The 23,815-nt window shown below is 71.2% G+C and carries 22 protein-coding genes; 7 read left to right on the forward strand and 15 right to left on the reverse strand.

Annotated elements, in window-relative coordinates; translation table 11 throughout:
• Window positions 1–15 precede the first annotated feature (15 nt).
• On the reverse strand, window positions 16–1,581 hold the full coding sequence (locus PS467_RS07715; protein ID WP_311034600.1) for a GMC family oxidoreductase: 1,566 nt from the start codon (window positions 1,579–1,581) through the stop codon (window positions 16–18).
• A 142-nt stretch (window positions 1,582–1,723) separates the two neighbouring features.
• Between PS467_RS07715 and PS467_RS07720 the strand changes: the two genes are divergently transcribed.
• Entirely contained in the window at window positions 1,724–2,227 is a 504-nt protein-coding gene (locus tag PS467_RS07720) for a GbsR/MarR family transcriptional regulator (RefSeq protein ID WP_311034601.1), read from the forward strand.
• 37 nt (window positions 2,228–2,264) lie between these two features.
• On the opposite strand, the gene PS467_RS07725 is transcribed toward PS467_RS07720, so the two are convergent.
• The 4 genes from PS467_RS07725 to PS467_RS07740 form a co-directional block, all read right to left on the reverse strand.
• Window positions 2,265–3,656, reverse strand: a complete 1,392-nt coding sequence (locus tag PS467_RS07725; protein ID WP_311034602.1) for a cytochrome P450 — start codon at window positions 3,654–3,656, stop codon at window positions 2,265–2,267.
• A gap of 54 nt (window positions 3,657–3,710) precedes the next feature.
• Window positions 3,711–5,570, reverse strand: a complete 1,860-nt coding sequence (locus tag PS467_RS07730; protein ID WP_311039785.1) for an acyl-CoA dehydrogenase family protein — start codon at window positions 5,568–5,570, stop codon at window positions 3,711–3,713.
• A gap of 17 nt (window positions 5,571–5,587) precedes the next feature.
• The gene (locus tag PS467_RS07735) at window positions 5,588–6,127 is read right to left on the reverse strand and encodes an EF-hand domain-containing protein (RefSeq protein ID WP_311034603.1); all 540 of its coding nucleotides are present in this window, start codon (window positions 6,125–6,127) and stop codon (window positions 5,588–5,590) included.
• A 155-nt stretch (window positions 6,128–6,282) separates the two neighbouring features.
• Window positions 6,283–7,095, reverse strand: coding sequence for an SDR family NAD(P)-dependent oxidoreductase (locus PS467_RS07740; RefSeq protein ID WP_311034604.1), 813 nt, complete (start codon window positions 7,093–7,095; stop codon window positions 6,283–6,285).
• A 98-nt stretch (window positions 7,096–7,193) separates the two neighbouring features.
• Between PS467_RS07740 and PS467_RS07745 the strand changes: the two genes are divergently transcribed.
• Window positions 7,194–7,796: a TetR/AcrR family transcriptional regulator gene (locus PS467_RS07745; RefSeq protein ID WP_311034605.1), complete on the forward strand. Its 603-nt coding sequence runs from the start codon at window positions 7,194–7,196 to the stop codon at window positions 7,794–7,796.
• Between the two features lie 93 nt (window positions 7,797–7,889).
• Here PS467_RS07745 and aztD read toward each other — a convergent pair whose 3' ends face one another.
• From aztD to aztB, 4 genes are read right to left on the reverse strand one after another with little or no spacing between them, the layout of a single operon-like run.
• Window positions 7,890–9,095, reverse strand: coding sequence for a zinc metallochaperone AztD (gene aztD, locus PS467_RS07750; protein WP_311034606.1), 1,206 nt, complete (start codon window positions 9,093–9,095; stop codon window positions 7,890–7,892).
• 43 nt (window positions 9,096–9,138) lie between these two features.
• Window positions 9,139–10,104: a zinc ABC transporter substrate-binding protein AztC gene (aztC, locus tag PS467_RS07755; protein WP_311034607.1), complete on the reverse strand. Its 966-nt coding sequence runs from the start codon at window positions 10,102–10,104 to the stop codon at window positions 9,139–9,141.
• On the reverse strand, window positions 10,101–11,339 hold the full coding sequence (locus tag PS467_RS07760) for a hypothetical protein (RefSeq protein WP_311034608.1): 1,239 nt from the start codon (window positions 11,337–11,339) through the stop codon (window positions 10,101–10,103). The genes aztC and PS467_RS07760 overlap by 4 nt, the downstream gene beginning before the upstream one ends.
• Before the next feature lie 44 nt (window positions 11,340–11,383).
• Window positions 11,384–12,238, reverse strand: coding sequence for a zinc ABC transporter permease AztB (aztB, locus tag PS467_RS07765; RefSeq protein ID WP_311034609.1), 855 nt, complete (start codon window positions 12,236–12,238; stop codon window positions 11,384–11,386).
• A gap of 14 nt (window positions 12,239–12,252) precedes the next feature.
• Here aztB and aztA point away from each other — a divergent pair, with 14 nt between their 5' ends.
• Window positions 12,253–12,990 carry a zinc ABC transporter ATP-binding protein AztA gene (aztA, locus tag PS467_RS07770; RefSeq protein WP_311034610.1) on the forward strand — a complete coding sequence of 246 codons (738 nt, stop codon included), beginning with the start codon at window positions 12,253–12,255 and terminating at the stop codon, window positions 12,988–12,990.
• A 114-nt stretch (window positions 12,991–13,104) separates the two neighbouring features.
• On the opposite strand, the gene PS467_RS07775 is transcribed toward aztA, so the two are convergent.
• Both PS467_RS07775 and PS467_RS07780 read right to left on the reverse strand, forming a co-directional pair.
• Window positions 13,105–14,469 (reverse strand): MFS transporter, encoded by a 1,365-nt coding sequence (locus PS467_RS07775; protein WP_311034611.1) that lies wholly within the window; start codon window positions 14,467–14,469, stop codon window positions 13,105–13,107.
• 287 nt (window positions 14,470–14,756) lie between these two features.
• On the reverse strand, window positions 14,757–15,494 hold the full coding sequence (locus tag PS467_RS07780) for a GntR family transcriptional regulator (protein WP_311034612.1): 738 nt from the start codon (window positions 15,492–15,494) through the stop codon (window positions 14,757–14,759).
• A 144-nt stretch (window positions 15,495–15,638) separates the two neighbouring features.
• Here PS467_RS07780 and PS467_RS07785 point away from each other — a divergent pair, with 144 nt between their 5' ends.
• The 3 genes from PS467_RS07785 (at window position 15,639) to PS467_RS07795 (ending at window position 17,777) form a co-directional block, all read left to right on the forward strand.
• Window positions 15,639–16,526, forward strand: coding sequence for a sugar phosphate isomerase/epimerase family protein (locus PS467_RS07785; RefSeq protein ID WP_311034613.1), 888 nt, complete (start codon window positions 15,639–15,641; stop codon window positions 16,524–16,526).
• A complete protein-coding gene (locus PS467_RS07790; RefSeq protein WP_311034614.1) occupies window positions 16,523–16,936 on the forward strand; it encodes a dihydroxyacetone kinase subunit DhaK in 414 nt (137 codons plus the stop codon). The genes PS467_RS07785 and PS467_RS07790 overlap by 4 nt, the downstream gene beginning before the upstream one ends.
• Before the next feature lie 70 nt (window positions 16,937–17,006).
• Window positions 17,007–17,777 carry an SDR family NAD(P)-dependent oxidoreductase gene (locus tag PS467_RS07795; RefSeq protein WP_311034615.1) on the forward strand — a complete coding sequence of 257 codons (771 nt, stop codon included), beginning with the start codon at window positions 17,007–17,009 and terminating at the stop codon, window positions 17,775–17,777.
• Window positions 17,778–17,840: 63 nt separating this feature from the next.
• Here the strand turns inward: PS467_RS07795 and PS467_RS07800 are convergent, their stop codons facing one another.
• From PS467_RS07800 to PS467_RS07810, 3 genes are read right to left on the reverse strand one after another with little or no spacing between them, the layout of a single operon-like run.
• The gene (locus tag PS467_RS07800) at window positions 17,841–19,574 is read right to left on the reverse strand and encodes a CotH kinase family protein (protein WP_311034616.1); all 1,734 of its coding nucleotides are present in this window, start codon (window positions 19,572–19,574) and stop codon (window positions 17,841–17,843) included.
• The gene (locus PS467_RS07805; protein WP_432280724.1) at window positions 19,574–20,251 is read right to left on the reverse strand and encodes a DUF4956 domain-containing protein; all 678 of its coding nucleotides are present in this window, start codon (window positions 20,249–20,251) and stop codon (window positions 19,574–19,576) included. The genes PS467_RS07800 and PS467_RS07805 overlap by 1 nt, the downstream gene beginning before the upstream one ends.
• A gap of 5 nt (window positions 20,252–20,256) precedes the next feature.
• Complete coding sequence (locus tag PS467_RS07810; protein ID WP_268976869.1) at window positions 20,257–21,090, reverse strand: polyphosphate polymerase domain-containing protein; 834 nt, start codon at window positions 21,088–21,090, stop codon at window positions 20,257–20,259.
• Between the two features lie 462 nt (window positions 21,091–21,552).
• On the opposite strand from PS467_RS07810, the gene PS467_RS07815 reads away from it, so the two are divergent.
• Window positions 21,553–23,055 carry a M1 family metallopeptidase gene (locus tag PS467_RS07815; protein ID WP_311034618.1) on the forward strand — a complete coding sequence of 501 codons (1,503 nt, stop codon included), beginning with the start codon at window positions 21,553–21,555 and terminating at the stop codon, window positions 23,053–23,055.
• A gap of 11 nt (window positions 23,056–23,066) precedes the next feature.
• On the opposite strand, the gene PS467_RS07820 is transcribed toward PS467_RS07815, so the two are convergent.
• A complete protein-coding gene (locus tag PS467_RS07820; protein ID WP_311034619.1) occupies window positions 23,067–23,753 on the reverse strand; it encodes a response regulator in 687 nt (228 codons plus the stop codon).
• Window positions 23,754–23,815: the final 62 nt, after the last annotated feature.

Consider the following 23,815-nt stretch of genomic DNA (forward strand, 5'->3'; position numbering starts at 1 on the left):
ACGCGTCGTTCGGGGTCAGTCATCGAGCCGGTCGGCCATGAGCTCGCCCGCCATGATGGTGGCGAGGTTGGTGTTGGCCCGCGGCACCGACGGGAAGACCGAGGCGTCCACCACCCGCAGCCCCGATACGCCCAGCACCCGGCACGCGGGGTCGACGACCGTCTCGGGTGCGTCCGGCGCGCCCATCCGGCAGGTGCTCGTGCCGTGCTGCGCGTCGACGACGGTGGCCAGCAGATGGTCGTCGAGGTCGGCGTCGCTCGCCAGCACCTCGAACAGCGGCCGGTTCGCCTCTTCCAGCGATCCGCCGAGGATGGCGGCGGTCTCCTCGCGGCGGCCCAGCTCGACGAGGGTGCGCACGCCCTCCCTCAGCGGGGCGAGATCGCGTTCGTCCGACAGCATCCTCTGGGCGACGCGCGGATGCGCCGAGGGGTCGGTCGAGACCAGGGTGAGCTCTCCGCGCGAATGCGCCCGGTTCAGCCAGACGCCGTAGGCACCAACGTGTGTCCCGGTGTCCGCGGTGGCCATCGCCAGCACGTTCTGGTTCATCGACGCGAACAGCAGGTCGTTCGCGTGCGTACCGGCCTGGCTGGACCAGCGCACACACACGTTGGTGTGCCGGTCGTGCGCGGAGGTGATGGCCGCTTCGGGCCGCAGGGGCAGGGAGAGCAGCACCATCGCGTGGTCCTGCATGCCGTGACCGACCGGGAGCTCCTGGCGGACCTCGATGTCCAGCGCCCGCAACCGGTCGGCGGGGCCGATGCCGGAGCGCAGCAGGATCGCCGGCGAATGGATCACCCCCGCGCTCAGGACGACCTCGTCCGCGTGCTCCGTGACGGCCACGCCGTCGATCACCGCGCGCACACCGACGGCGCGGTCCCCCTCGAAGACGACGGTGTCCACGAGGGCGTCGCCGCGGATGGTGAGGCCGGGCAGGGCACGAGCCGGTTCGAGGTAGCCGTCGTTGACGCTGACACGACGCGCGTCACGGGAGTTGATCGGGTACGGCGACACACCGGTGGCGCCGGGGGCGTTGACGTCGGGGGCCCAGCCGAACCCCGCGGCGAGGGCCGAGTCGGCCAGGGCGCGGTCGACGGCGCCCCAGGCCTCTTCCGGCATCCGGTGGACCGGGGTGGGCCCGCCGCGACCGTGGTGGGGCTGGTCGCCGAAGTCCTCGTCGTCCTCGAGCCTGGCGAAGTACGGCAGGACATCGCTCGGCGCCCACCCGTGGCATCCCAGCCGGGCCCACTCCTGGAAATCCTCCATCGGCGGCCGGATGGCGATCTGGCCGTTGATGGACGAGCTTCCGCCGACTCCCCGGCCACGCCAGTACGGCGCCTGGGGCTGTTTCTCGGTCCGTGCGGAGTCCAGACCGGCCCAGACCAGAGGCGCCGAGACGGCGGGATCCATCAGCGCCACCGCCGGGTTCGGCGAGCGCCACACCTCCGGCATCTGGGCCGAGCGGTAGTCAGGGCCCGCCTCCAGCAGCAGCACCCGCCTGCCCCGGCCGGCGGCGCGGGCGGCGAGCACCGCACCCGCCGAGCCCGCGCCGACCACGATGAGATCCCAGCCGCGTTTCGCCATGTCTTCACCCTTGAATACGGAAACCGAATGCGGGAACGAACGTCTTGCGTCGGCACGTCCGGCGCGGATGGCTGTAATCTGGCGCACCCCATAACGTTCAGTCAAGAGTGAACGTTCAGTCTTTTCTGTACGGGAGAAGTCGATGCCGCATGCCGCCAACGACGGTGAAGCCACCGACCACAGCCGGCTGATCGAGGACTTCGGCGTTCGGATCGGGCGCGCGATGGGGTGGCCCCCCATGGCCGGACGCCTGGCGGGCATCTTGATGCTCAGCCCGGCTCCCATGACGCTCTCGGAGCTCCAGCACGCACTCGGTGCCAGCAAGGGCTCGGCATCGGAGATGACCCGCCTGCTGATGACCCACGGCACGGTCGACCGCGTCAAGGTCCCCGGCGTCCGGCAGGCCGTGTACGTCTGGCGCGACGACGCCTGGGCCGGCTGTCTGCACCACCAACTCGACCAGACCAGGCTGCTCCTGGAGCTCGCGGAAACCGCCCGGGACCACAGCGGCCGCCTCGCGCCCACCCAGCGGACACGACTGCGTGACATGCACGCCTTCTACGACTTCATGGTGCGCCAGCTCGAAGGCGTGCTCGACGCGTACAAGCGGCGACTGCGCACCCCCGACGGGCACGAGCCCAGGTGAGTCACCCGCGAGGGCTCAGGCGCAGCGGAAGGCTCCGTCACAACGGAGGAGACCAGGACCCCGGGGCCGGCGGACGGCCGGGGCACCCGTGCGGCCGGCGTGCGCGGAGCCGGACCCGGCCGCCCCGGGCGGGGACGAGCATCACCGACACCAGCCGCGCCGGCTCCAGCGGGCCGGCCGGCTCGGGAACGGCCGCCGCGAGGAGCTCCCTCAGGACGGTCTCGATCTCGAGCTGGGCCAGCGACACCCCGATGCAGCGCCGCACACCGCCGCCGAACGGTGTCAGCGAGTAGGGCACCGGATCCGCGCCCAGGTGGCGCTCGGGCCGGAAGGCGTCCGGGTCGGGCCACCGTCCGGGGTCGAGGTGAGTGAGCGGGAACAGCGCCGCGACGAACGCGTGCCGCGGCACCGGGTGGCCGCCGAGCTCGGTGTCGTGCGCCGCGGTGCGCATGGCGTTGTAGACGGCGGGGCGCAGCCGGCCGGACTCCTTGACCGTCGCCTTCAGCAGGCGGTCGGAGCCCGCGTCGAGGTCGGCGATCAGGTCGTCGCGGGCGGCGGGGTGGTGGGCGAGCAGGTGCAGGGTCCAGGCGATCGTGGTGGCCGTGGTCTCGTAACCGGCCAGGACGAGCCCGGTCAGCTCGTCCAGGAGCTGTGCGTCGTCCAGCCCGGCCCCGTGCTCGTCGCGCGCGTCGAGCAGCATGGACAGCACGTCGTCGCGGTGGGCGCGGTCGGGCGCGGCCCGGCGTGCGGCGATCTCCTCGCGGGTCAGGTCCACTACGGTCGCGCGCAGCCGGTGGAAGCGGCCGCCCGGCGAGAGCGGTCCGAGATCGCGCCGCAACGGCTCGGGCAGGAACAGTACGGCGAGGTTGCCCATGCCCACGAACGCGTTCAGCGCGTGCCGGAAGGTCGCGACCCGGGCCGGGTCCGTCAGGCCGAAGACGACCCTCAGGATGACGTCGAGCGTCAGCCGCTGCGCCCACGGCCGCACGGGCACACCGTCGCCGGACAGCAGCGCGGGCAGTCCGGTGTGCACGAGTTCGCGCACCCGCGGCGCCCAGCGGGCCACCCGCACTCCGTGGAAGGGAGGCAGCAGGAGCTTGCGGTGGGCCAGGTGCAGGGGTGGCGGCGTGCAGATCAGCGAGCCGGCGCCGACCGCGGGCGCCAGCAGGGCGGCGGCGTCGCCGCCGGTGAACCGCTCGTGGTCGGTGAGCACCACCCGGTTGGCCGCCGCGTCGGCCGCGCACACGAGCGCACCGCGATAGGGGAACGTGCGCAGCGAGAAGACCGGCCCCAACCGCCGGCGCAGCGAGCGCGCGTAGCCCTGGGGGTCCAGCAGCATCCGGGCCGTCTGCACGGCCCGTGGCGCACGGGTGGCCGGCGGGAAGAGCCGGGGATCCCACCGCGGCTCCCGGGCGAACGCATCGCTCATGCCGGTGTGCTCCTCACGACGGTGGACGGGAAGGTGCGGCCGGTGCGGCCCGGCTCAGCCGACCGGTGCCCGCTGCCAGGGCCCCGCCGGGTCGTCGTAGGCGGCGGCGTAGCCGTCGGTGGCGATGGGAGCCTGGAGGATCGGGTCCGGAACGGCGAACGCCTCGACGAGGGCGAGCGCGTCGGGGGCCAGCTGGGCGCTGACGCGGTCGACGGCGGGGGCCAGGTCGCGGACCGCCGCGGCGGTGAGGTGCCCCTCCGCCAGCAGCAGGCCCGCGTGGGGGGCGAGGCGTTGCAGCGCGAACAGCTGGAAGACCCGCTCGAGCACGTTCCGCGTGGCGCGGTCGCCGACGCGGCCGACGGCGGCCAGGAACGCCTGGGCGGCCCGCCGGGTGGCGTACGCGTCGACGAGGTCCAGGGCCGGGTTCACCGCGTGGTTCCAGCGGTCCATCGGGCCGGTGCTGGGCGCGCTGAGCCGGCCGCGGGCGTGCCGGAGGCAGTACAGCTCGTGGTGCACGAGCAGGTCGAGCAGGAGGGCGGGGTCGGTCGGCGGGCCGGTCCGCGCGGCGGGCGCCGGGGGCGGGCGGTAGCCGCGTCCGGTCAGCATGTCGGCGGCCGCCTTCGTCCAGATGACGAGGTTGTCCCCTTCGGCCGTGATGGTGCTCTCGATCGGCGTGAGCAGGTCGACGATGCGGTTGGCCGAGAGCAGCCCCTGGGCGCCGCAGCGTTCCCGGCACTCGAGCGCGATGTCCCTGGCCTGCCAGGTGATCCAGCCCTTCGCCGCCGCGACGAGCAGCTCCGCCTCGGCCGACTCGGTGTCGTCCCGGTCCGCACAGCGGCGGGTGGTCTCGCGCAGCAGGAACGTCGCCGCGTAGGCGCGGGCCGCCGCCCCGAGGACGCGCGTCTGGTGGCAGCGGTAGGCGAAGACCGGGACGCCGGACCTGCTCGCCGGGGCGAAGGTGTGCCGTCGATGGGCGTACCGCACGGCGACGGTGAGGCCCGCACGGGCTCCGCCCAGCGCCGCCGCGCTCAGGCAGAGCTTCCCGGTGGTGACGCGCTGGATGGACCGCAGGAACCGGCGGCGCCGGCTGGCGATCGTGCTGTGGAAGGTCCCTTCGGCGGTCAGGTCCGCGTGGTCGCCCGCCAGCAGCGCCGTACGCTCCAGCGTCACCCGGTCGAAGGAGGTGATGGCGTGGTCGACCGCCGACCCGGGCGTCTCCGACAGCGGGCGCACCCGGATGCCGGGCAGCGGCCCGTGTGCGTCGCGCAGCGGCACGAGGAACAGGAACACACCGCAGTCCTGGCCGCGGACGATCAGCCTGGCCGCGACCAGACCGCTCTTGGGCCCGCCGGCGGGGCCGGTGTTGGGCATGAACTTCTGGGCGCCGGGCGACGGGGTGTGCAGGACGAAGGTGTCGGTGTCCGGCCGGTAGGTCGCCGTGGTCTCCAGCTCGGCGGCGTTGTTCCCGTAGCCGAGTTCGGTGATCAGAACGGTGCCGTACCGCCGCAGCCGGGTGAACGGGGAGAGGTCCACCGTGTCCCGGGGAGCGAGGCGGAGGAGGCTGCCCAGGAACAGGTTGTAGTGGATGGTGGCCAGGGTGGTCAGCGTGCCGTCGACCATCCCCGACCACTCGTGCAGCGACACCAGACGGTCCGTCGCCGCGACGAATTCCGCCACGGAGTCGATTTCCTCATTCAGGATCCGCAGACGCTCATAAGCGAGTTCGGAACGCTCCGAGGGCGACAATCCGTCGCGGTAACGGAAAATGTCCCGGCGGAACAATTCCGTCCAGGGTCTGTGCAGATCGTCGAAACGTCCGTCGAAGAGCACCTCGGTCAGCAACGGCACCCGCACCCGGTGGGCCGGGACGGCGGCGCCGTCGGCCGGAGCCCCCGTCCCCACTGCCGCGATCATGTCCACGCGGGCTTACCTCACAGCGCGCCGTAGAGCAGATGGCTCGCGGTGTCGCCCGGGTCCTCGCTGCGGTAGAACTGCGCGGCGGCGGCCATCAGCCGGCCCTTCGTCAGCTGCCCGTCCTGCCTGTCCTGCCCGGTCAGCCGGTCGAAGGCCGCCCCGGCCTCGGGCGCGGGGACACCGATGGCGACGAAGACCGCGATGAAGTCCTCCTTGCCGACCAGGCCGTCGCCGTCCCGGTCGGCGAGCTGGAAACCCGCCTCGTAGAGCGGGCCGACCAGCGTGTCGAAATGGTCGCTCACCTGGCTCAGGGCCTGGCGGAACTCGTCCTTGTCGATCCGGCCGTCGCCGTCGGCGTCGGCGGCCTCGCGCAGCGCCCGCCAGTAGTTCAACATCTCGTCGGCGTACGTCGCGCCCTTCGCCGAGGACTCCTCGCCGAAGGCGGCCACCACACGGCCGGCCATCAACTCGAAGTCGTCTTCGGCGATCACACCGTCGCCGTTGGCGTCGAGTAAGGAGAAAAGCCTCTCGTACTTCTGGTCCAGCAGCGCACCCATATTCGCCCTCCCAGCCGACGGTTCCCCCGAAGCGGGTTGAGAATATCGGCGGGCAATCGGGTTAATCCACCGGCCGCCCGCCCCTCTTTCGAGTGAAAAGCGCGTGCCGTACCTGACGCCGCGGGCGGCGATCGGCGCATCCCGAACGGTGGGGATCAGGTGAGGGTTTCGCCGCCGTCGACGGTGATGATCTGCCCGGTGACGTAGGTGTTGGCCATCAGGAACAGGGCCGAGGCGGCGGCTTCCTCGGCGGTGCCGAAGCGGCCGAGGGGAACGGCCGAGCCGGCGGCGGCGACCGCGTCGTCGGAGTCCAGCCCCGGCAGCGAGCGCAGGAGCGGGGTGTCGATCCGGCCGAAACGGACGGCGTTCACGCGCAGCCGTGCGGGGGCGAGCTCCACGGCGAGCGCCCTGGTGAGGGTCTCCACCGCACCGGCGACCGACAGCGGGGCGGTCATACCGGGCGCGGGGCGGACCACGAGGATGCCCGAGCTGAAGGTGAGCGAGCCCCCCGCGGGAAGCCGGCTCGCCGCCATGCGGGCGGTGGTGAAGGCCGCCCCGAGACGGGAGTCGACGGCCGCGCGGATGTCGTCGGCCGACAGCTCGGTCAGGGGGCCGACGCCCGTGAGGCCGCCCGCGGTGACGAGCACATGGTCGACCTGGCCCGCCGTGTCGAAGGCCGCGGCGAGGGTCCGCTCGTCCCCGCCGTCGCCGGCCACGGCCAGCACGGCGTCCTCAGGGGCCTCGGCCGGGCCCGCGCTCCGCACCCGGGAGACGGCGGCCTCCAGCCGGTCGGGGTCGCGGCCGACCAGCACGACGCGGGCACCGATCGAACGCAGCAGGACGCCCGCCGCCAGCCCGATGCCCGAGCTGCCGCCGATGAGGACGGCGGTCGCGCCGGAGAGGGCGCTCGTCAGCGGCGAACGAACGGGAATGGGACTGACGGGGGTGGTGGGGGTCGCAGTGCTCAAGGGAGCGCCTCTCTGAAATAAACCATCTGGTTGTTTTATTGCTGCCCCGATACTGCTGCCTGGACGGAGGGGAGTCAACCGGATGGTTTAATTTCCGCATGGCCTATGACGCGGAGGACACCAGACGGCGGATCTTCGCCGCCGCCACCGCCGAGTTCGCCGAGTACGGTCTGGCGGGGGCCAGGGTCGGCCGGATCGCGACCGCCGCCAGGGCCAACAAGCAGGCCATCTACCTGTACTACGGGAGCAAGGAGCAGCTGTTCGCCGCCGTCCTGCGGGCGAAACTGGAGGAGGTCCGCGTCTCCATCTCCTTCGATCCCGACGCGGTGGCCGAGTCGGTCGGGCAGCTCTTCGACTGGTACCAGGAGCACCCGGAGCTGATCAGGCTGCTGCTGTGGGAGGCCCTGGAGGCATCCGGCGAACCGGATGAGAGCGAACGGGAGCGCCGCGCCGGTTTCCGCGCGAAGGCGCACCATCTCGTGGCCGGCGGCGTGGCCCGCCACCTCCCCGAGGACGCACGCGTCCGCGCCGCCCAGGACCTGCTGTTCACCTTCATGGGACTGATCGCCTGGAACTTCGCGGTGCCCAAGATGTGCCGCATGATGCTGGACGAGGAGACCGACCGGGCCGCCCTGGCCCGCCGCCGCGCAACGGTCGTCGACGTCGCCCGCAGGCTCGCCGCCCCACAGGACACCCGCTGAGCGGGGTCCCGGAGGGGAAACCGGCTTTGGCGCGCAAACGGGAGCCGGTACCGCGTTGCGGTACCGGCTCGCGGCGGCCGCGGGGGCGTGGGATCAGTGGTCCGCGACGACTCCCGACAGCTCATTGGTGCTCTTCGGCAGGGTCACGGACGCGAGCTTCTCGCCCGATGCGAGGTCGATGGCGTGCACTTGGCGCTTGCTCGGTTCGGACACGTAAGCGGTGTGGTCGCGGACGAAGAGGGTGGGCCTGGTCTGCTGCCAGTCCAGCGGCTCCTGCCACTCGTCCACGGCCGGGATCTTCTTGTCCACCTTGCCCGTTTCCGGGTCGATGACGTGCAGGACGCCGTTGGTGCCGAGGACGAGCGCCTCGCCGTGGGGGCCACGGGCGAGCGAGCGGAACGAGTAGCTGGTGCCCAGGTCGACCAGGCGCAGCCGCGCGGTTTCGGTGTTGATCAGCGACACGCGGTTCGGCCGCTCCAGCTCCGCCTCCGGGTCGGTCTTGTAGTCGCCCAGGAGAATCGGCGACTCCTCGCTGCCCGCCTGGTTGCCGATGCGGCCGTAAGGGTCGGGGGCGTCGGCCTTGGTGAACTCACCGTCCTTGTAGATCAGGACGCCGTCCTCGCAGCCGACCGCGACGGCCTCGCCCTTGGCCGCGGCTTCGCCGTGCACACCGGGGCAGTTCTCGCTGCGCCTGGTCTCCTTGTTGTGCTTGTCCAGGACGAGGACGCCGGTGCGCTTCTCCTCGTCGCCCAGGGTGGTGAGGAGTTCGCCGTCGCTCAGTTCGATGGCGACGCCGTGGTGCGGTTCGGCGGAGGTGTAGGTGCGCCCCTCCGGCTTCTTGCCGCTGCCGAGGTCCTCGGGGTCGAAGACGTTCACCTGGCCGGTGCCGTCGGTGAACAGGACCGTCCGGCCGGCGTGCCGTACCACGTGGCCGGGCTTGGCACCCTCGTACCGGATGTCGGTGAGGGTCTGTTCGGCGGCGTTCATGACGCGGAAACCGCTGTCGGTGGAGACGATGACGTGGGAGTCGTCGCCCGCGGGGTTGACGCGGTTGAAGCCGGGCAGCTCGATCGTCCTGGCCAGCTCCAGGCTCTTGCCGTCCAGGACGTACAGTCCGCCGTCGAACGTGGCGACCAGCGGGTCCTTGATCTCGGCGGCGCTGGTGCCCGGTGTGTCCTTCGCCTTCGCGCCGGAGGAGTCGGAGGAGGTGTCCTCGCCGCCGCAGGCGGTCAGGACCGCGGACAGCGCCAGGGCGAGCGCCGTCCCCGTGAGGGCTCTTGTACCTATCGGGTTGTTCACCGGTGTGTTCCTTTCCGGGCCGCCGGGTGGCGGCGTCAGGTGGTCAGGCGTCGGTCAGGCCGTCGGCCATGGCGGTGGTGTTGGCGCGCATCATCTCCAGGTAGGTGCCGGCGCCCTTGCCCTTCTCCGTCAGCGACTCGGAGTAGAGCTCGACGACGCGCACCCCGCCGCCCAGTTCGGTGCGCAGCACCTCGGCCAGCCGGTTGGGCTGGGAGGAGTCGGCGAAGACGGTGCGCACCCCGGCCTTTTGCATGGCCTGGGTGAGTGAGCGCAGATCGGAGGAGCTGGGGGACGCCAGCGTGGTGCCGCTCGGGATCACCGCGCCGATCACCCGGAAGTCGAAGCGTTCGGCGAGGTAGCCGAAGACGTGGTGGTTGGTCACCAGCGCGCGCCGCTCCCGGGGGATGCGGTCGAAGGACTTCTCCATCCAGGTGGTGAGGTCGGCGAGGCGTTCGCGGTAGCGGGCGGCGTTGTCCCGGACCGCTTTCTCGTTCACGCCGTCCACGTGCTCGATCACCCGCTCGCTGATCAGGCCGGCGGCCTCGCGCACCCGGTCCGGGTCGGTCCAGAAGTGCGGGTCGGGCTGTCCGGTCCCCTCCTCGGGCCCGCCGTCGTCGTGTGCCTGGAAGGTGAGCGGGTGCACCGCCTTGCCGACCTCGAAGGTGGCCACTCCCGACGCGCGGGCGGCGTCCACATGGCGCAGCACGTTCTCCTCCAGCCCCAGCCCGTTGAAGACCACGAGGTCGGCATGCTCCAACTCGGCGGCCTGCACGGCCGACAGGCCGAAGGAGTGGGGGTCGGCGTTCGGCTTCATCAGGACGCTGACCTCGGCTTCGTCGCCGACGATCTCCCGGGTGATGTCGCCGAGGATGTTGGTCGTCACCACGACCCGTGGCTGGTGGCCACCGCTGGTACAGGCGGTGGCGAGACCGGCCGGGACCAGGGCGAGCAGGACCAGCAGCAGGGTGCGCGCCCGCGTCGCGCGCGCCGCTTTCGTCGGCGTCCTCATCGTCCGGTCTCCACCATCAGGGCCGGCGCGATGTCCAGGTCGAAGGAGCGCGCGATGCGCAGCTTGTCGTTGTAGTCGATCTCGTACACCCGGCTGCCCGACGGGTCGTTGAGATAGGCCCGGCTGCGGTCGACCTCGATGACCGGTCCGGCGGCCCCTTCGGCGCCGGCCTCGGGGACGTCCGTCAGGAGCGGTTCGGTCCTGGACACCTGTTCGCCGGTGGCGGTGTCGTAGCCGTGGAGCGCTCCGTCGGACTCCAGGACGAGCAGGGGGGAGCCTTCGCCCGCGGTGTTGGCCGCGACGACGGGTCCGGTCCCCACCCGCGTCCATGCGCGCTCCGTGACGTCCAGGACCCACACGGCCCGGTCCCCGGCCGGCGCCGTGAGCGTGTCGCTGCCGGGCCGGAGGCGGAAGGCCGTGGCCCGCTCCCGCTCGGGCACGTCCTCGCCGTACGGAATCCGCTCCGCCGTGAACGTGCCGTCGGACTCCCGGACGAGCAGCGCGCCGTCCGCGCATCCGAGCACCACTCCGCGCCGGGTGACGGCGTCGCCGCGCGGGTCCTCGCACTCCGCGTCCAGTGTCACGACGCGCTTGCCCGCGCGGTCGTGCACCACGACCTTCGTGGCCCCGCCGGTGTCGGTGAGGGCGAGCAGATGCTCCGCGTACGGCACGACGGCACCGGCGTGTGTGCCGGGCAGTGTGCGGGACGATCCGGCCTCGCCCTTCTCCAGGTCGGCCCGCCGGTAGAGGCTGGTTCGGCCGTCCCGGTCGGTCACCGCGGTCACGGCGGCGTCGCTGCGGACCCGTGTGCCGGGGCCGCCGGGGAGCCGGCCGACGTCGCGTATCGCCGCGCGGTAGTAGTGCACATGGTCGCCGTGGTCCACCATCCAGGCGCCGGTGTCCAGGACCCGGGTGTTCTCCGCGGTGTGGAAGTAGCCGAACCGGCCGTCGGTGGTGAGTTCGGCGGTGCCCGTCGTCCGGGATGTCCGGTGGCGCTTGCCGGTGATCAGGTCGAGTACCCGGGTGTCACCGGTCTTCGGATCGCTGAGCACCAGTCTCGACTGCTGCTCGGCGGCCTCCTGCGCCCCTTCGACATACCCGTGGGGGGTGGATGAGGAGGGGCTGGTGGCCGGGGCGGCCGCGTCGTCGTCCTGGCCGGCGCAGCTCGTGGCGCACAACGCGACGAGCACGAGCGCGGCCGGCGTCCAGGCGGTGGGCTTTCTTCGGAGCTTCAAGGGAATGTCCTCGGGATCGGCAAAGGAGTGTTCTCGGGGTGCGCTCAGCCGGTGGTCCGGGCGGGGGCGGCGGTGCGGCCCGCACGGCGGTGGCGGAGGCCCGAGGCCAGGTGGGAGAGGAAGAACAGGCTCACCGCGAGGGCCGAGACGGTCGCACCGGCCGCGGTGCTCAGGTGCCAGGACAGCAACAGGCCGCAGAACGTGGCGGTCATGCCCAGCAGCGCCGCCAGGACCATGACTCCGCGCACGCTGCGCGCCCATGGCAGCGCGGCCGCCGGCGGGGCGATGAGCAGGCCGAGGACCAGCAGCGTCCCGACGATGTGGAAGGAGGCCACGATGGCCAGCGCCAGCAGTCCCAGCAGCACGGAGTGGGCCAGCCGGGGGCGCAGGCCGAGCGTCCGGGCCTTGCGCGGGTCGAACGCCAGGGCGAGGAAGGCCCGGTGGCCGAGGACCGAGACGGCCAGCGCCAGCAGCAGTGCCACTCCCAGGAGCGCCAGGTCCTGTTCGCGCACGGCGAGGACGTCACCGAAGAGGAAGCCGGTCAGGTCCACCGCGAAGGACTGCGAACGCGACACGATGATGACGCCGAGCGACAGCATGCCCACGAAGAGCAGGCCGATCCCGGTGTCCTGGGACAGCCTCGGGGCGCGGCCGAGCGCGGTGACTCCGGCCGTCATGACGGCCGCGCTCACCACCGCCCCCACCAGCAGGTTGCCGCCGAGCAGCGCGGCGAGCGCGACTCCCGGCAACAGTCCGTGGGACATGGCGTCGCCAAGGAAGGCCATCCCCCTGAGCACCACCCAGGTGCCCGCCAGGGCGCAGATCGCCGACACCAACATCCCGCCCCACAGGGCTCTTTGCACAAAGGTCGCCTCAAAAGGGCCCGTCAACCACTCCACACACGCACACTACAATGAAAATCATGTTCAATACAGCCTCGCCGACCGCCGCCCGGGACCGGACGCCCCGCGTCCGCATCACCGAGCTGTACGCCGGCTATCCCGGACGCCCCGTTCTGCACGGACTCAGCGCCGACATACCGGCATCGGCCACGACCGCGCTCATCGGCCCGAACGGAAGCGGGAAGTCCACGCTGCTCGGCGTCATGGCAGGGGTGCTCGAACCCACCTCGGGAGAGCTGCGGAGCGACGGGAACGGGCCACCGGCGTTCGTTCCCCAGCGCGGTGCCGTCGGTGACGCGCTGCCGCTGACGGTCCGGCAGACCGTGGAGATGGGGCGCTGGGGTGAGCGCGGACCGTGGCGCCGGCTGACCCGGCGGGACCGCGCGACGGTGGAGGCCGCGATGGAACGGCTGGGCATCTCCGGCCTCGCGACCCGGCAACTCGGAGAGCTGTCGGGCGGACAGCGCCAGCGCGCCCTGATCGCCCAGGGGCTCGCCCAGGAGTCGGATCTGCTGCTGCTGGACGAGCCGACCACGGGACTGGACCCCGAGGCCAGGGACCGGATCGCCGCGCTGCTGGGGGAATTGGTCGCCGACGGGGTGACGGTCGTCCAGGCCACACACGACCTGGAGGCCGCGCGCGGCGCGGACGCCTGTCTCCTGCTCCGCGACGGACACCTGGTGGGACAGGGCAGCCCCGAGCGGCTTCTCACCCCCTCGACGCTCGCCCAGGTCTGGCAACCGGCCTGACGCCACGGGTACGTACGTCACGGGTACGTACGCCACGGCCGGGGCGGCTGGTCCCGGGCCGCCCCGGCCGTCGTATCCGCGCCGACGGGCGCGGACAAGGTGGTGGTCGCCGGGCTAGCGCACCGCCTCGGAGACGGTCGGCGCGGTGCGGGGCGACGGCGGCAGCGCGGCACGGTCCGCCTCTTCCCTCGCCGCCGCGTCCCAGGTCTCCTGGGTCGTCAGGGTCGCGACCAGGCCCAGCAGTCCATAGACGCTGAACAGGGCGGCGGGCCCGGCCCAGCCGGTGGCGGAGTAGAGCGCGGTGGCGATCATGGGGGTGAAGCCGGAGACGACCGCGGAGAGCTGGTAGGCCAGCGACGTTCCGGCGGTGCGCGTCTTGGTGGCGAAGAGTTCGGAGAACCAGGCGCCCTGGACACCGGCCAGGGAGTTCTGGCAGACGGCGTAGCTGACGGCGAAGGAGACCAGGACCAGGGCGGCGGTCTCGGTGTTGACCAGCAGGAACATCGGAACGCCCCACAGCAGCGTCACCACGCAGCCCAGCAGATACACCGGGCGGCGCCCCACCCGGTCGGACAGCCGCCCCCACAGCACGGTGGCGGCGATACCGAGGGCCGAGGCGGCCACCAGGGCGGTGAGGCTGACATTGCCCGAGACATCGGGTGCGTCGCCGTCGTCCAGGTAGGACAGCACGAAGGTGACGGAGACGGCGTAGCCCGCGGTCTCCGCGCACCGGAGGCAGAAGGCGCGCAGCACATTGCGCCAGTCCTCGCGGAGGACCTCCAGCAGCGGGTTCTTGGCGACCTCGCCGGACTGCTGGATCTGCTGGAACTCGGGCGACTCGTCGATCTTGAGCCGGATGAGGATGCCCACGACGATCAGGACCGCGCTGAGCAGGAACGGTACGCGCCATGCCCAGGTGTCGCTCAACGTGTGGGTGCTGAAGAGGAACGCGAGGTTGGCGAGCAGCAGCCCGACCGGGAAACCTGCCTGGGTGATGCCCGTGTACAGGCCGCGTCGGCGCCAGGGCGCGTGCTCGAACGTCATCAGGATCGCCCCGCCCCATTCGGCGCCGAAGGCGAGTCCCTGGATCACGCGGACGGCCACCAGCAGGATCGGCGCCCAGGTCCCGACCATCTGATAGGTGGGCAGACAGCCGATCAGGACGGTGGCGATGCCCATGATGAGCAGCGAACCGACCAGGACGGGCTTGCGGCCGATGCGGTCTCCGAGATGACCGGCGATGATGCCGCCCAGCGGACGGGCGGCGAAGCCGATGCCCAGCGTCGCGAACGACAGGAGCGTCGCGGACATGGGGTCCGAGTCGGGGAAGAACACATCACCGAAGTACAGGGCGGCGGCCGTGCCGAAACCGATGAAGTCGTAGGTCTCGATGGTCGCGCCGATCCCGCATCCCACTGCGACTCTCAGGCGCTCGGGCGACCCCTGGGCCGCCTGGTCCGACGGTATGAAGCCGGCCATACCGATCCTCCTTGATCGTGGGCGGGGCGACTGTCCCGAACCGAAGCCAGCCATCCCTGTCGGCTGTCGTCTGTTAACAGTCGAGAGCGATGCTGTGCCCCGAAGGAAGCAGTGTCAACCCTTCCGGCAGCGGAATCTGCGATGCCACCTCGGGCGATCGACGTGGTGGGGCCGGCCGCCGCGGGGAGCGGATGCGCCGCCGTAGCCTCTCCGCGGCCTCTTCGGGCCCGGCCGTCAGCGGCTCTGGATCTCTCGCGGGAGACCGCGCTGGAGTTCCCGTTGGCGACCTAGCCGGAAACCTCGTGGGAGACGTCGCCGGAGACCTTGTCGGAGACCTTGTCGGAGACCTTGTCGGAGACTTCGCGTCCGAGGCCGAGCCGGCGCACGGCAGAGGTCATGTGCGTGTGCAGGACCTTCTGGGCCGCCGCCGCGTCCCCGCGTTCGATCGCGTCGACGATCGGCACATGGGCCGACGCGGACATGGCCACCTGACGGTACTCCTCCGCGGCGCTCACGATCACCACACGGATCGGCCCCTCCAGGTGGCGCCAGGTCCTGAGCAGCATCGAGTTGCCGGAGAGCTCACAGAGCAGCAGATGGAAGGCCAGGTCCGCCTCGACCTTCACCTCGAGGTCCGCACCCTCCTCGGCGGCCCGCATGTGCTCCAGAGCCCTGCGCAGGGCCTCGGCGGCCGCTTCCCGCCGCGCCGACGCGACGATCTGCGCCACCGCGAGGCTCTCCAGCGCCTCCCGGACCTGGAACAGCTCACCGACCTCCGTCGAAGTGAGCCGCGAGACCCGCAGCATCCCCCGCGAACCCGCGGTGACCAGCCCTTCCTGCTGGAGGTGGCGCAGGGCTTCGCGCACCGTGCCACGGCTCACGGACAGCCGCTCGGCGATCTCCACTTCGCCGAGGTGATCACCTGGGCGATACTGCCCCGTGGTGATGGCCGTGCGCAGCGCCGCGAGCGCGCGCTCCCGCAGCGTCATCGTGCGGGTGAGACTGGAAAGCGCCTGACCAGCCACGATAGGCCCCCTTCGGCTACACGAACGATCAGCGTAGCGCAGAAGTGTCATGTGTTGACAGTCGGCAGCCGGGGCGGACGCTTCCCGTCCGGGTTTCACGACCGTTGACTGTTGACAGTCAACGTTACGGGACCGTAAATGGTCGTGACACCGAGAAGTAAGAGCGAGGTGATCCCCATGGCGGGGTCCGGCCGACTGGGCTGTTCCACCATTTCCTTCCGGGCGCGTCCGCTGCCCGACGCCCTCGCGGCCATCGCCGGGCTGGGCCTGCCCGAGGCCGACCTGGGGATGCTCCCCGGAGTCTGCGAGCACGCGCCGCTGCGGCCCGGACCGGATGACGTCCGGCGGCTGACGGACCTCGCCGCCGAGCACGGCATCCGCTGGCGGAGCCTGAACACCGATCCCGCGGACCTCAATAGCCCCCGGCTGCACCCCCGCGTCTGGCGGGAGTCCATCGACCTGCTGGCCCGCGCCACCGCCGGGGTCGGCGCCCCGTTCCTCGCCGTACCCAACGGCCGCCAGCGGCACCAGCCGTTCGGCCCGAGCCTCGAGGCCGACCTGGCCACGGTGGTCGCCCGGCTGCACGAGGCGGGCGAGGTCGCGGCCGAACACGGCGTACGGCTGCTGGTGGAGGCGCCGCACGTCTACCGGTTGTGCCGGGACACCGACCGCTCGGATCTGCTGCTGGACCGGCTGGACCCGGAGCGCTGCGGGCTGATCTACGACGTCAGCCATGTCGTCGCCTCGGGCGGCGACGCGGTGGGCTGGGCCCGCACGGTGGCGGACCGGGTGGACCACGTCCACCTGCGGGACGCCCGCCCCGGCGACATCAACCTCAGCGTCGGCAACGGGAAGGTGGACTTCGAGGCCCTCATCGACGCGCTGGAGTCGGCGGGATACCAGGGCCACTACACGCTGGAGCTGGAGACCCACGACGTGGCCGACACCGACCGCGAGGCCGTCGCCGCGCGCTCCGCCGCCCGGATCGAGGCGGCGCTCGGCGGAGCACGGCCGACGGAGCCGGCCTCATGACGCCGATGTTCCTCAACGACCCGGCCGACGCCGTCGACGAGATGCTGGACGGTTTCGTGCGGGCCAACGCCGACCGCGTCGAACGCGTCGCGCCCCGAGTGCCGGCCGCCACGCGGCGCCGCGCCGGGGTCGGCATCGTCACCGGAGGCGGCTCCGGGCACAAGCCCACCTTCATCGGCTACCTCGGTCCCGGCATGCTCGACGCGGTGGCCGTGGGCGATGTCTTCGCCTCCCCGCCCGCGCACACCGCGCTCGAGGCGATCCGCGCCGCCGACAACGGCAGCGGCGTGCTGTGCCTGCTGGGCAACTGCTCCGAGTCGGAGTTCCCGGGCGGCAACTCCGCCCGCAAGGTCGCCAAGACCTCCGACGTCGAGAGCCGTTACGCCAACGGCGGCTCCGGCAGCCGCTGAACTCCTGCCCCTCCCCGCTCCCCTACCCCGTACCCCCTCGTACCCCTCCCCCGCAGAAAGGCCCTTCGCCATGCCCGCTTCACCTGCCGTCGTCCGCACCGCCGTCGTCACCGGCGCCGGTTCCCAGCGCGGCATCGGCCGCGCCACCGCCCACCGGCTCGCCGCCGCCGGATACGAGATCGCCGTCCTCGACCTCGACGAGGCGGCCGCCAAGGAGGCCGCCGCCGAGATCGCCGAGCGCCACGGCGTACGCGCCCTCGGGGTCCGGTGTGATGTCACCGACCGCGCTTCCGTCGACAGCGCCGTCACCGAGGTCGAGGGGGCACTCGCGCCGATCGGCGCGCTGGTCAACAACGCCGGGATCACCGACCCGAGCCGTTTCCTGGACATCGAGCCCCACGTCTGGCGCAAGATCTTCGCGGTGAACGTGGACGGCACGTACCACGTCACCCAGCGCATCGCGGGCGGCATGGTCGAGCGTGGCTTCGGACGGATCGTGAACCTGTCGTCCGTCAGCGCCCAGCGCGGCGGCGGGGTGTTCGGCGGCTCCCACTACTCCGCCGCCAAGGGCGCGGTCCTGGGCCTGACCCGTGCCGTCGCCCGCGAACTCGGCGGCACCGGGGTCACCGTCAACGCGGTCGCGCCCGGTCTCATCGACACGGACATCACGGGTGGGGCGCTCGTCGGCGAGCAGCGCGCGAGCGTCCTGTCCACCATCCCGGCCGGCCGCGCGGGCAGCGCCGACGACGTCGCTGTCACGATCGCGTTCCTCTGCACCCCGGAGGCCGAGTACCTCACCGGCACGACCGTGGACATCAATGGCGGATCGCATATCCACTAGGCACGGCGAGCGACCGGTGCGGAGGGACGCACACGCCGTGCGTCCCTCCCGGGGTTCGGCCCTTCAGCCGGCGGTGACCTCCTTGTTCTTGGCCAGCGCCTTCGTACGGGCCGTGACGGTGCTCCGCAGCGCCGCGACGGCCTTGTCGACGCCGGTGTCGTCCGCGCCCGCTCGCTTGGCGTCGGCGGCCAGCGCGGTGAGCGTCCTGGACGCGGTACCGGAGGCGTAGAAGGTCTGGTACAGCTCGCGGTACGCGGACTTGTACACCTCGTCGAACGCGTCCAGCTCCAGGAAGCGCTCCTTGAGCAGGTGGCCGCCCATCGCGCCGCCCCTGCCGCCGCCCTTGCCCTGCTGGTCCACGCCCTGCTGGCCCTCGCCCTTCTGCCCCTGGTCCTGCTGCTCCTCGCCCGGGGCCCGCTGCTGCCCCTGGCCGCCGTTCGGCCCGGCCGCGCCCTGCTGGGCTCCACCGCCGGGACGGCCGCCGCCCATGCCGGTCTCGTCGTCCGGACCGGCCTCGGCCGAACCGCTGAACGTCAGGTTGAAGTCCCAGCCGAGCACCGAGAACTTCTTGGTGTCCAGGCTGTACCAGAGCACGTAGTTCTTTCCCGGGCCCGCCATGTCGTCGAAGTTCAGGATCAGGTTCTGCGTGGCCACGTACTGGGCCAGGGACTTCACGTCCACGTACTGGTCCAGCTCCTCGGCGAACTCCTTGTCCGACGCCTGGTTGGCCCACTTGATCAGGCGCATCACGGGGGCGAGGTCCTGGCTGCCCTTCTTGTTGAGCTGTTTGAAGGAGTCCTCGTACGCCGTCGGATCGTCACCCCGGTAGTCGAAACTGCTTCCCGCGCGGGCCTTGTACATCACGCCGTCGTCCGCGCGCTGGGTGTCGGCGTAGTCCTTGCTCGGGTTCTCGACGTACATCCGGGTGACGGCCGGACGGTTGTTGACCTGGAGCGAGGCGAAGGCGAACCCCTCGGCCGTCTGGTCGGAGGCGTCCATCAGGGAGAGCGACAGCGCCTCGTTGAACGGCACTTGGTCGTCGCTGCCGGGACGCAGGGAGATCTCCCGGTGGCCCTGGTAGGCACGGCCCTCGACATACTCGTCGATCTTGATGAGCCAGGGCAGCTCCTCCGGTTTGGACGCCGAGAGCTGGAAGTTCATCATGCCTCCGCCTCCCCCGCCCCCGCCGCCACCCGGCTGCTGCTGACCCTGCTGACCGGGCCGGCCCTGCTGCTGGCCCGGTTGGCCTGGCTGGCCTGGCTGGCCTGGCTGGCCTGGCTGGCCCTGCTGGTCCGGTTGGCCTGGCTGGTCCGGCCGGTCGCCGCCGCCGGGACCGTCGCCGGGACCGCCCTCACCGCCACCGCCAGGGCCGCCGCCCCGGTTGCCGCCGCCCAGGCTCCGGAGCGTCGAGTTGCCCTTGAGCCGGATGCCGACGTCGTTGAGGTACGTACCGTCGAGCGTCAGGTCGGCATCGATGTAGTCCTTGGTGCCGTCGGCCTTGAACTCCTTCATCATCTTGGTGAAGTCGGTCTGCTCGTAGGAGAGCTGGATGGAGTGCGGCTTGGTCTCGTCGTAGAGGTCGACCGTTCCGGTCACGTTCTCCGTGATCTCGTCGCTGTCCGCGGCCGAGGCGCTGGTGACCCACGGGGAGACGCGGGCGTCGCCGAAGAAGATCAGCAGTACCGCCGTTCCGGCGCACAGCAGCGCCGCGAACTTCCAGTGGTGCCGCAGACGCACCGGGATCCGGTGCTTCACGCGCTTGCGCACGGGCGAGCATGCCGTGGTGGGGGTGGTCATCACAGATCGGTCTGGTCGTATCCGGTCAGCACGGTCACGCGCTGCCCGAAGGTGCGCTCCTGGAGGGCGGAGACCAGTTCTCCGGGCTCGGTGCCCTTCTTCAGGCGGACGGTGTAGAAGACCTCGGTCAGCGCGCCGCCGCGGATGGTCTCCGTGCTGACGAGCTCGAACTCGCTGGTGTAGCGGATCAGGACATCGCTGATGGCGCCCGTGTGGTCCTCACCGGCGGGCACCTGCACCTTGACGACCTGGCGCTGCACATCGAGGTGGAACCAGTTGAACTTGTGCATCACGATGATGATGAGGCAGATGCCGACGCCCGCGATGGCGGCCAGGGTGTAGAAGCGGGCGCCCGCGGCCATGCCGATGCCCATCACCAGGAAGATGAAGCCGACGTCCCGGGTCTCCTTGATGGCGTTTCGGAAACGGACCACCGACAGGGCGCCGACGAGGGAGAAGGCACGGGCCAGGTTCGAGCCGACGACGAGCATGATGAGCGCGACGATCATGCCGACGATCACGAGCGTCTGCACATAGGACTGGCTGTAGGACACGTTGCGGTGCGTGAAGCGGTAGACGTAGCCGATCATCGTGCTGAGCACGAAGGTGAGCGCCATCGCGCACACGATGTCGGTGACGCTGAACGTCCCGCTGAGGTCCTGAAGGTCGAGGTTCACGGTGTTCATGCCTCCACGGGCGTGCCGGCCGGCGCGGCGGGGGACTCCGCGGACACCGGGGTGGGGGTGATGGGCGGGGGGAAGTCCTCTTCACGGACGTGGAAGACCGACCGCGGCGCGAGGCCGAACGCCTCGACGGACTGGACGTACTTGGAGACCCGGATCAGGTTCAGGTTGCGGCGGGCCGCCAGATCGGTGATCCAGTACGGGGTGCGCTCGTTGACCTTGACCTCCATCACCGACAGGTGCGGGGGCAGGGTGAAGCGGTTCTCCGCGCCCTCGGTACCGAAGTGGAAGTCACGGTCCCGGCCCCGGACGCGGCGGTCGAAGGTGACCCGTAATCCGGTGTCCTGGTCGCGGCCGACGAGCGCCTCACGCTGATAGCCGGTGATCACGGTCGGCTGGAGGCCGAGCCGGACGACCAGCTCCAGCACCTCCTCGACGAAGGCGCGCTCCTTCGCGGTGTGCTCGATCATCTGGCGTCCGTCGCACAACTGCCGGGCGACTGCGTACGGCACGGTGATGCGCCGTTTCTGCGTGACGCGGTTGACGCGCTGCTTGATCTCGACGCAGACGGGCGACTGGTCGGTGATGCCCGCGAGGTCTCCGTAGTGGCGGATGCGCAGCTTGCGCCGGAACTTCAGCCCCTCGATCTTCTCCCAGTAGAAGCGGAGCGCGGGGGTGTCGTAGTACAGGCTCCACACCCCGTAGCCGCCGACCGGGCTGTGCTCGTCCCGGTCCATGCGCTCGGCCAGTTCGTCCCGGATGGCCGCGGCCTGGTCGACGGGGACCAGGTACTTCAACTCGTAGCGGTTGAAGGCGTGCAGCCGGCTCGCCACCCGCAGCGCCGGTTCATCGGCGATTCCCCGTTCGCGGTCCGCGGGTGGGGTGGCGGCGGGCTCGATGTGGTGCGGGTCGGCCCGCGCGGCGTCGCCGCCGGACACGGGTGTCTTCCGCGAGCGGAACATGGCTCCCCTTACTCAAGGTCGTCTGTGCGTCCTGAAGCAAGGAACCGGCCGAGCCTGAGAATCAGGTAAGAAACACATATGAACGATCTATGATCCACAGCTGAACAACAGATGAACGACAGGGGACCGGAACGGAACGTACCGCATCACCGCCATCTCCGCCGTAATGTCCCGCCGCACAGCGGCCGCACAGCCCGGAGCCCGGAGCCGTGCCTTCCGCCGTGCCGTGCCCGTACCGTGCCCGCGCCGGTCGTTCTTTTGGCCGATGCCGATGGCCATGAACCCGCTATCCGGGTGATCTGCGGCAGTGGCCTCCCGGGCGACCCTCGGGTCATGGCTCGTCACACCCGAAACTCAACGTTCACACCGTGGATCGCCGCGGCACTGACCACCGCCCTGACGGGAGTGGCCGCCTGCACCGCCGACGCGGCGACCACCTCGAGCGGCACCGGCGACCCCGCGCCCGGAGCCGCCGGAATCGGCGACACGCTCCACCCCGGGCTGGGCAACGGGGGTTATACGGTGCGCCATACGGATCTGGCGGTGCGGTTCGCCGAGGACCTCACGACGTACACGGCGACCACCACGCTCCGCGGACGGGCCACCCGCTCCCTCTCCCGCTTCAACCTCGACCTGACCGGGACCACGGTCCGTTCGGTGACGGTCGACGGCCGCGAGGCGGCCTGGGACCACTCCGGAGAGGAGTTGCGGGTGACTCCGGCGGCGCCGGTGCCCAGCGGCCAGGGCTTCTCGGTGGAGGTCACGGTGCACGCGCCCGTGGCGGACCCCGAGGCGGCCGGGAAACTCGGCACATCGGCGATCGGGATGGTGCGGGCGAAGGACACCGTCCAGACCCTCAACCAGCCCTCGGGCGCGCATCGGATCGCCGCGCTCGCCGACCATCCGGCCCAGAAGGCGCCGACCACCATCACGATCACCGCTCCCGCGCGCCTGAACTCCATCGCCAACGGCGAACTCACCACCAGCCGGCGCGAAGGGGCGTACACCGTCCGCCGGTTCGAGAGCCGCCAAAAGCTCGCGCCCGAACTCATCCAGATCGGCGTCGGCCCCTTCACGGTGGTCAAGCGGCGCGGACCGGACGGCATCAAGCTGCGCCACGCCCTCCCCAACGGTGAAGTCAACGACCTCCTGCCGCAGATCGACACGGTCGTGCCCAAGGCGCTGCGCTTCTTCACCCAACGGCTGGGCGCGTTCCCGTTGCGGACGTACGGCGTCTACGCCACACCTATGGGCGGTGAGCTCGAGACGCAGTCCCTGACCCTGCTCGGCTCGGAGGAGCTGACCAAGGAGGGGATGGAGGCCAACGGCTCGGACACGGTCGTCGCGCACGAGATCTCCCACGAGTACTTCGGCAACAGCGTCTCACCCCGCCGGTGGAGCGACCTGTGGCTCAACGAGGGCCACGCCGTCTACTACCAGAGCCTGTGGGCCCAGGAGACGCACGGCGCCGATCTGGTCGACGTCATGAAGAGGAAGTACCAGGACTCCGCCGCCGAGTTGCGGAAGCAGGGGCCCATCGCCGATCCCGAGGCCGGCGCCTTCACGCCCGGGGACATGGCTCCCTACGGCTGGGGCGCCTACCAAGGCGGCGCCCTGGCGTTGTACGCGCTGCGGCAGAAGGTGGGCGAGGACACGTTCCGGCGCATCGAGCGCGCCTGGGTGGCGGAGAACCGCGACAGCACGGCGGGGACCGCCGACTTCATCCGCCTGGCCGGCCGCGTCGCGGGCCGCGACCTGGGCCCCTTCCTCCGCTCCTGGCTGTACTCCGAGAAGCTCCCGGCGATGCCCGGCCACCCCGACTGGCACACGTCCTGACGGGTCCGGGGCTACCGGTTGCGCACCGCTCCGGTGTCCCAGGCCCAGGCCGCGATCTCGACGCGGTTACGGACGGCGAGCTTGACCTGGATGTTGCTCAGGTGGGTTTTCACCGTGGACAGCGACAGGTGCAGTTCGGCGCAGATCTCCTGATTGGTCCGGCCCACCGCCACCAGCCGGGTGACGTCCAGTTCCCTGTCGGTCAAGGGCGTCTTCGCCGTGGCGCCGCCGGGCTGACTCGCCAAGCGCCGGAGCAGACGCACAGTGACCGCGGGAGACACCAGCGCGCCACCGTTCGCGGCCGACCGCACCGCCTCGATCAGCAGTTCGGGACCGGCGTCCTTGAGCAGGAAGCCACAGGCTCCATTGCGGATCGCGGTGTGCACATAGTCGTCCTGGTCGAATGTGGTGACCACGACGACCCTCAGCGGATCGACCACTCCGGGGCCGGCCAGCAGCCGGGTCACCTCCAGGCCGTCCAGGTTCGGCATACGGATGTCGACCAGGCACACCTCGGGACGAAGCCGCCGGGCCAGCGCCACGCACTCGGAGCCATCGGCGGCTTCGCCCACCACCTCGATGCCCGCCTCGGCGTCGAGGATCAGCCGGAACCCGGCGCGCACCATCGCCTGGTCGTCCGCGATCAGCACACGGATCCGGGAAGCCTCGGAGGACCGTGTGTGCGCGGCATCGCTCACGTGGTGGCCCCTTCCAGAACCGCCGTAGGGCTCAAGCGCGCCAGAACCGTCCAGCCGCCGTC

This window comes from Streptomyces luomodiensis (genome assembly GCF_031679605.1).
Lineage (GTDB): Bacteria > Actinomycetota > Actinomycetes > Streptomycetales > Streptomycetaceae > Streptomyces > Streptomyces luomodiensis.

What these genes read in the sequence shown, in the direction of transcription:
- PS467_RS07715 (WP_311034600.1), bottom strand. Translation starts at nt 1,581, where the DNA reads ATGGCGAAACGCGGCTGGGATCTCATCGTGGTCGGCGCGGGCTCGGCG.
- PS467_RS07720 (WP_311034601.1), top strand. Translation starts at nt 1,724, where the DNA reads ATGCCGCATGCCGCCAACGACGGTGAAGCCACCGACCACAGCCGGCTG.
- PS467_RS07725 (WP_311034602.1), bottom strand. Translation starts at nt 3,656, where the DNA reads ATGAGCGATGCGTTCGCCCGGGAGCCGCGGTGGGATCCCCGGCTCTTC.
- PS467_RS07730 (WP_311039785.1), bottom strand. Translation starts at nt 5,570, where the DNA reads ATGATCGCGGCAGTGGGGACGGGGGCTCCGGCCGACGGCGCCGCCGTC.
- PS467_RS07735 (WP_311034603.1), bottom strand. Translation starts at nt 6,127, where the DNA reads ATGGGTGCGCTGCTGGACCAGAAGTACGAGAGGCTTTTCTCCTTACTC.
- PS467_RS07745 (WP_311034605.1), top strand. Translation starts at nt 7,194, where the DNA reads ATGGCCTATGACGCGGAGGACACCAGACGGCGGATCTTCGCCGCCGCC.
- aztC (WP_311034607.1), bottom strand. Translation starts at nt 10,104, where the DNA reads ATGAGGACGCCGACGAAAGCGGCGCGCGCGACGCGGGCGCGCACCCTG.
- aztA (WP_311034610.1), top strand. Translation starts at nt 12,253, where the DNA reads ATGAAAATCATGTTCAATACAGCCTCGCCGACCGCCGCCCGGGACCGG.
- PS467_RS07775 (WP_311034611.1), bottom strand. Translation starts at nt 14,469, where the DNA reads ATGGCCGGCTTCATACCGTCGGACCAGGCGGCCCAGGGGTCGCCCGAG.
- PS467_RS07790 (WP_311034614.1), top strand. Translation starts at nt 16,523, where the DNA reads ATGACGCCGATGTTCCTCAACGACCCGGCCGACGCCGTCGACGAGATG.
- PS467_RS07795 (WP_311034615.1), top strand. Translation starts at nt 17,007, where the DNA reads ATGCCCGCTTCACCTGCCGTCGTCCGCACCGCCGTCGTCACCGGCGCC.
- PS467_RS07800 (WP_311034616.1), bottom strand. Translation starts at nt 19,574, where the DNA reads ATGACCACCCCCACCACGGCATGCTCGCCCGTGCGCAAGCGCGTGAAG.
- PS467_RS07815 (WP_311034618.1), top strand. Translation starts at nt 21,553, where the DNA reads ATGGCTCGTCACACCCGAAACTCAACGTTCACACCGTGGATCGCCGCG.